The organism is Actinomycetota bacterium, from assembly GCA_005888325.1.
Lineage (GTDB): Bacteria > Actinomycetota > Acidimicrobiia > Acidimicrobiales > AC-14 > AC-14.
The window spans coordinates 1-5854 of record VAWU01000088.1 but is presented as its reverse complement, the minus strand read 5'-3'; the positions used below and the strand labels follow the sequence as shown (position 1 = coordinate 5854).

The following is a 5854-nucleotide window of genomic DNA, read 5'->3' as shown; positions in this document are numbered from 1 at the left end:
CTATCACCTACGCGGCGCGTCACCCTCGATCGACGCGGGCGACAGCATCGCGCTCGGCCTCACACCCTTCGACCTCGACGGCAACCCCCGCATCGTCGGGGCCGCGATCGACCAGGGCGTCTACGAGGCTTCGGGTGCGGACCTCGCGCTGGGTCTTACCGCCACGCCCAACCCAGTGATGACCGGGAAGCCGCTCACCTGGACGCTCACCGCCACCAACCACGGGCCGCTCCCGGCCACCAACGTGCAGTTGCAGGACGCCTGGCCCAACGCGCTGCCGGGCGGGGTGCAGTTCCGTCGCGTGACGACGAGCACCGGGTCCTGCGCGTGGGACGGCGGCACGAGCGTCACGTGCTCGCTGGGGGCGTTGGCGTCGGGTGCCTCCGCCACCATCACCCTGGTGGTCAAGCCGCGCGGCCGGGGGGTCCTCACCAATACCGCGATGGTCACGGCCAACGAGGTCGATCCCAACACCGCCGTCAACACCTCCTCGGTGTCGGTCACCGTGCGGCCCACATGAGGCGGATGCCATGGCGGGAACGTTGGCCGGGCGCACACGGGCGTTGGCCTCATGCGGGAGCGCACGGATGACGATGAGGCGGGTGCGTCTGCTTGCGGTGCTGGCGATAGCGGCGGTGTTGTTGGTCGCGTGTCGCCCCGGCGACATCGACGCGTCCTTCGGCACCAACGGCGTGGTGACCTTCGGTCCCAACTTCGACCTCGGACAGGCGATCGTGGTCCCCGACGGTCGAATCGTGGTGCCCGGCACGCTCCTGTCACGCACTGACCCCTCCCACATCTCGCTGCGTCGACTGAACGTCAATGGCACCCCCGACACCAACTTCGGCAACCAGGGCGTGGTGGACACGTTCGTCGGTCATGGCAGCGGCGCCCTGGTCCTCGTGCGCCAACCCGACGACAAGCTCGTGGTGGGCGGGTTCGTCGAGCCCGGGGCCGGGATGCCGCCGCCGACGGAGCTGGCTCTCCTGCGCTACCTCCCCGACGGCGCGCTCGACGCCAGCTTCGGCAACGGGGGCGTAGTCGTCAGCGACCTCGGCAGCTACGACGCCATCGTCGCGGTCGTGCTTCAACTGGACGGCAAGATCGTCGCGGTGAGCGATGGAAACCACGGGACCCTCGTGGTTCGGCTCAACCCCGATGGCAGCGCCGACACCACCTTCGGCTGGGCGGGCATCGTGGGCCTCGGCGGCCATTTTGCCGCTGGAGGGCCTCCGCACGTCCTGGTTCAGCCCGATGGCAAGCTCGTCGTCGGGGCCTCCGGGGTCAGGCCCAACGACCCCGTGGGCACGGCGGTGTTCCAGCTCGTTCGCCTGACGCCGACCGGCACCCGTGATGCGAGCTTCGGGGACAACGGCGTGGTCAGCACCGACTTCGGGTTCGGAGTCGACCGCGAGTCATTTCTCCGCGGCCTGGTGTTGCGCGCGGGTGGCAAGCTGCTGGCCGCGGGGGCCACCGACGATGCCAGTGGTCGCGAGATGTTCGCCCTTGCCCGATATAACTCCGACGGCACCTTGGATTCGACCTTCGGGACTGGCGGTCGGGTCACGCACGCGATGCCGTCGACCAACCCGTTCAATGTCTTCGCCTTCGCCACCCAACGCTACGGCGCGGTGGTGCTGGCTGGCATCGACTACCCGCGCGCCGTCCTCGCCAGGTTCGGCCCCGCTGGCGACTTCGACACCAATTTCGGTTCGGGCGGCATCGCGACGAGCACCGCCATCCAGAGCGTCGACGTTCTCACGAGCCAACCAAACGGTGCGCTCCTCGCCGGTAGTCGTAACGGCGGTCAGTTGGCCCGCTTCGCCGGGTAGCGCAGCATCGCACCACGGGTCCCTGGGAGAGGGGTCATCCGCCGCGGCCGGTGCGAGCGTCAAAGTGTGCGTGTGCGGAAGTCCGATGAGCGCGAAGCCGCCGAGATGCTGCGTCGCCTGCTCGAAGCGGTGGACCGCGGCGAGCTGACCGCCGACACCCCGGCCGAGCGACGCAACCTCCGGCGGCTGGAGGGGATGCTGGCGGCGTTGGAGGGTGTTGGCAGGCGATCGCGGCCGAAGCCTGACTCGTGATGCTGTGGCACCGCCCGCGACCGAGCGGGCTTGTACTGCGTTGGGCTATCGAGCGAACACGCGTCCGCCGGGGCGCAGACCCGTACGTCGGATGACAGCTCGGACCTCTCGTCCAGCGAGGAGACGATCGCGTACGAGTTCCTCCGCGACCGCCTCGACCGCGCGCCACACGTCCGTCCGCGCAAGGAGCTCGGCCGCCCGAGAACTGAGGTCGTCGACCAGGATCTGCAACCGCTCGTCGTCGTCGACGAGGTAGCTGGCGAGGTCCACTGCATGGTGGTGGTCGGAGGTTGCACCTGTCTCGTTGTGTGAGCCGGTGAATCGCTCCTCGGCCAGTGGACCGGCGAGGTGCCCGACGATGTGGCGCTTGACGAGATTCCGCGTCCTGGTGTCGACGCCAGCATCAGGCTGGAACCACTTCCCGGGTGGGTGATGCTCGACTCGGCCGAGCGAGCCTTCCGCGGGCTCGATCGACGCGGTCCTGATGGGTCGTCGAAGCACGAACGCCGCCACGGCATGACCCGCCTCGTGATAGGCGGTAGCGCGAAGCTCGGGGTCGTGCGACGGCACCATCGACTTCCATCTTGCTACGTGCCCGACGGAGCGAGTGTCCACTAAACCGTCCTTTAGTAGTACACTGTGAGCGTGAAGGTCGTCGGTTACATCCGCGTCAGCACCTCGGAGCAGGCCGACTCCGGCCTGGGGCTGGAGGCCCAGCGCGCCGCGATCACCGACGAGGCCAAGCGGCGCGGCTGGCAGCTCCTTGACATCTACGAGGACGCCGGGGCGAGCGCCAAGACGACCGCGCGCAGGCCCGCCCTGGCCACGGCGCTCGACGCGGTGGAGAAGGGTGAGGCCGAGGCGCTGGTGGTGGCCAAGCTCGACCGGCTGTCGCGCTCGATGACCGACTTCACCCGGCTCATGGAGCGGTCCTGGAAGAAGGGCTGGGCGTTGGTGGCGATCGACCTTGGCGTGGACACCACGACCCCCGCGGGGGAGATGATCGCCAACTCCGTGGCCAACTTCTCGCAGTTCGAGCGGCGACTCATCGGCCAGCGGACCAAGGACGCGCTGGCGGTCAAGCGGGCGCAGGGCGTGCGGTTGGGGCGGCCGCCGGTGATGCCCGCCAAGGTAGTGAAGCGGATCGAGGCCATGCGGAAGAAGGGTTTGTCGATCCGGGGCATCGCCGACGCTCTGAACGAGGCGGGAGTACCGACCGCTCATGGAGGCGCGCGGTGGCACGCGAGCACGGTGCAGAAGGTGCTCGGGTCGCGGGTGGGCCGTTGACGCGGGGCGGCTGCGGGCTGTCCAGAACGAGCGCCGAGCGGGCACTCGGTGCGCGCGCTCGACGCGCTACCCGTCAATGGCAACCGAGCACCGAAGTGCTGCGGTCTCAGGGGCGTGACGGCAAACCCGTCGCTTCGCCGAGCCGGCCGGCCAATGTCGTATTCCCGGCGCCGTATGCGCCAAGGACTGCAACCCGTCGCCAGCCGGGCTCCCATAAGGAGGCGCTGCCGGAGGGTCGGCGCCGTCGCATCTTTTAGCTGGAGACGCGGGAAGCGAGCTTGAGGAACGGCTCGGCTCGTTCACGCCAGTTGTCAGCGTGCCGTTGCCCGGGTCCCGCCAGGTCGAGGGCAAACATGCCTGCGAAGGCCACGCACCAGTCGAGGAGTCGGGCTACGTCGACGCCGATCGCCGTCGCGAGCACAGCAGCTCGCGCCTCGATCGTGGCGATGTCGCCTGCTTTCCACACGAGCAGGTCAATGGCGTCGTACGCCGGGTCACCGAGGCACGGGGCGGGGTCGATGGCGACTAGGCCGCGGCGGTCTCCGCCGTCGAGCACATTGACGGGGGTCAGGTCGCCGTGGAGCAGGACCGTCGGTGACGGTTGCGCGGCGAGCCGAGCGGCAAACCCGCGGCCGCGCTCGAAAAGGCCTTCGGGGACCACCTCCACGAGCTCGGGATGGAGGTGTCGCTGCCTTGCCCAGGAGTCGAATAGGTACGCGATCCGCCGCGTCAACGGTGGGAACGCCGTCGCCGAGGAACCATGAGTGTGCAGTGAGTTCACGAGTTCGGCCACGTTCTCGATTGAGGGGTACCCGGAGGTGTCGCGGAGCATCGCCCCTGGTTTTATGGCCTCCGTCAGGAGAGCTCCTACCGCAGCTTCGACGGCATAGACCGAGGGGACATGGGGAGTCGCCCAGGTCGCGAGCGCAGCGGCTTCCATCCCTAGGCGCTCACGATCGGGGGCGATCTTCAGGACCGCAGAGCGTCCATCGGCGGTGTCACATCGGATGACGACCGACATGCTGCCTTGGGGGATGAGCGTCCCGAACTTGACCCCCCAGCGTTCCCCGAGCGTCGCGAGAACGGCTGGCACCTCGTCTAGCCAAGGGTCGATCTCCTTGCCCAAACGCTTCCTGAGGCGACGACGGACCCCCTCGTCGAGGCTCGGGACGAACCATTCCATGGCCACGAAGTATGGATGACTGAGGGGGAAGCAAGGCGAGGGTTACACAGTGCCCAAGGCGGCGTCGGGGATCGGAGTCAAATGCGCGCACGCCGCTCGTGGTTCATCACCGCCTCGTCGAGCGCGACGGATTCTCTCGTCCGGGCGGGGCGCCGCCGCCGAGGTTGAGGGTCGCCAACCCGGCCAGATCGACATCAGTTCGGAATTTCGTCGACTCGCGCCAGAACGACGTAGCCGAGACCGCGTCGATCGCGCCCATAGCCGACGCTCTGTGCGGCCAACGACTCATCTCGCTCGCGTCCGCGACGGGGGGCGAACCGCGCCCGAACTGCCGCTCGGCGCTACCAGCAAGCGATGCGAAGTACCTCTACTTCGGCGCGCGCCCGACGGTAGTCGCGCTTCGTTTGGCGGAGAGAACGCTTCAGTCTCCGACGGGCCGATCGCGCTGACTCGGATGCGATCGAGGCGCGAAGTTCCGAGAGCCGAGGCTCGTACTGGGCCGCGACCTCACGCAGCCGTTCCTCGATGATGGGCGAGGGATCGACGATGCGGGTCACTGTCAAGATTGTCTCATTGCCGCGCCCGAACTGCCGCTCGGCGCTCCCGGATCGATGCGGGCTCGGGTACTCGCCCACGTGGAAGGGCGTCGGGGAACCTGCTCGAAGCCGTCGGCCGTAGGGTGCCCTCCTTCAAGGACTCGGCGGAGGCCCTCCACTGGCGAGCCGGGCGTTCACGGCTTCGTTCATCGCCGCCGCCCCCGTATGCGGGCGAATCATGACGGTCATCTCGTGGATCAGGTCGTCGGGGCCGAAGCGAAAGACCTCCACACCTTCGAGTTCGTGCTCGCCGACGGTCGCGCGATACACCAAGGCGATCTTGTCCGCCGTTTCGAACTGGTCCGTGTAACGGAACCCGTCGTAGGTATGGAAGACCGCCGTCAAAACCCACTCGACGACCGCGCGCCCCTCCAGCGGTTCGGACGCCACAGGGGTGTGAAAGACCACATCGGCTGCCATCGCATCGACTATCGGACGATGACCGTCACGCTCGACAGCCTCTCTGAACTCCCGGATGTCCACGCCCACCGCCATCCATGAAACATTAGGAGAAGTCACACGAGGTCATCGCGCCAGAACTGATGCGATGAAGGAGCGGGGCCTCCGCTCCCCGTGAAGCTCCGAGTCGTTGGAGACTCGGGGTTCTCACACCAACACCTCTCGAAGAGGAGGAGGCCCCTATGGATCGACAGTACGTCGGTATCGACTTCCATCGTCGCCGGTCGGTGATCGTGCGACTCGAT

7 protein-coding genes are annotated in these 5854 nt (G+C 67.8%); 4 read left to right on the top strand and 3 right to left on the bottom strand.

Features of this window, described 5'->3' with window-relative positions; translation table 11 throughout:
* Nucleotides 1-28: 28 nt before the first annotated feature.
* The 3 genes from E6G06_22195 to E6G06_22185 all read left to right on the top strand — a co-directional run bounded on the left by E6G06_22195 (nt 29) and on the right by E6G06_22185 (nt 2084).
* Nucleotides 29-520, top strand: coding sequence for a DUF11 domain-containing protein (locus E6G06_22195; protein ID TML85160.1), 492 nt, complete (start codon nt 29-31; stop codon nt 518-520).
* Nucleotides 521-530: 10 nt separating this feature from the next.
* Nucleotides 531-1832, top strand: a complete 1302-nt coding sequence (locus E6G06_22190; protein TML85159.1) for a hypothetical protein — start codon at nt 531-533, stop codon at nt 1830-1832.
* Between the two features lie 72 nt (nt 1833-1904).
* Entirely contained in the window at nt 1905-2084 is a 180-nt protein-coding gene (locus E6G06_22185) for a hypothetical protein (protein ID TML85158.1), read from the top strand.
* 45 nt (nt 2085-2129) lie between these two features.
* On the opposite strand, the gene E6G06_22180 is transcribed toward E6G06_22185, so the two are convergent.
* Nucleotides 2130-2657, bottom strand: coding sequence for a hypothetical protein (locus E6G06_22180; GenBank protein ID TML85157.1), 528 nt, complete (start codon nt 2655-2657; stop codon nt 2130-2132).
* A 66-nt stretch (nt 2658-2723) separates the two neighbouring features.
* On the opposite strand from E6G06_22180, the gene E6G06_22175 reads away from it, so the two are divergent.
* Nucleotides 2724-3371: a resolvase gene (locus E6G06_22175; GenBank protein TML85156.1), complete on the top strand. Its 648-nt coding sequence runs from the start codon at nt 2724-2726 to the stop codon at nt 3369-3371.
* 253 nt (nt 3372-3624) lie between these two features.
* Here the strand turns inward: E6G06_22175 and E6G06_22170 are convergent, their stop codons facing one another.
* Both E6G06_22170 and E6G06_22165 read right to left on the bottom strand, forming a co-directional pair.
* Nucleotides 3625-4554 (bottom strand): aminoglycoside resistance protein, encoded by a 930-nt coding sequence (locus tag E6G06_22170; protein ID TML85155.1) that lies wholly within the window; start codon nt 4552-4554, stop codon nt 3625-3627.
* Nucleotides 4555-5243: 689 nt separating this feature from the next.
* On the bottom strand, nt 5244-5645 hold the full coding sequence (locus tag E6G06_22165) for a nuclear transport factor 2 family protein (protein ID TML85154.1): 402 nt from the start codon (nt 5643-5645) through the stop codon (nt 5244-5246).
* Between the last annotated feature and the right edge of the window lie 209 nt (nt 5646-5854).

Coding starts and splice junctions, on each gene's coding strand:
- E6G06_22190 (TML85159.1), top strand. CDS start 531: ATGGCGGGAACGTTGGCCGGGCGCACACGGGCGTTGGCCTCATGCGGG.
- E6G06_22180 (TML85157.1), bottom strand. CDS start 2,657: ATGGTGCCGTCGCACGACCCCGAGCTTCGCGCTACCGCCTATCACGAG.
- E6G06_22165 (TML85154.1), bottom strand. CDS start 5,645: ATGGCGGTGGGCGTGGACATCCGGGAGTTCAGAGAGGCTGTCGAGCGT.
- E6G06_22170 (TML85155.1), bottom strand. CDS start 4,554: ATGGAATGGTTCGTCCCGAGCCTCGACGAGGGGGTCCGTCGTCGCCTC.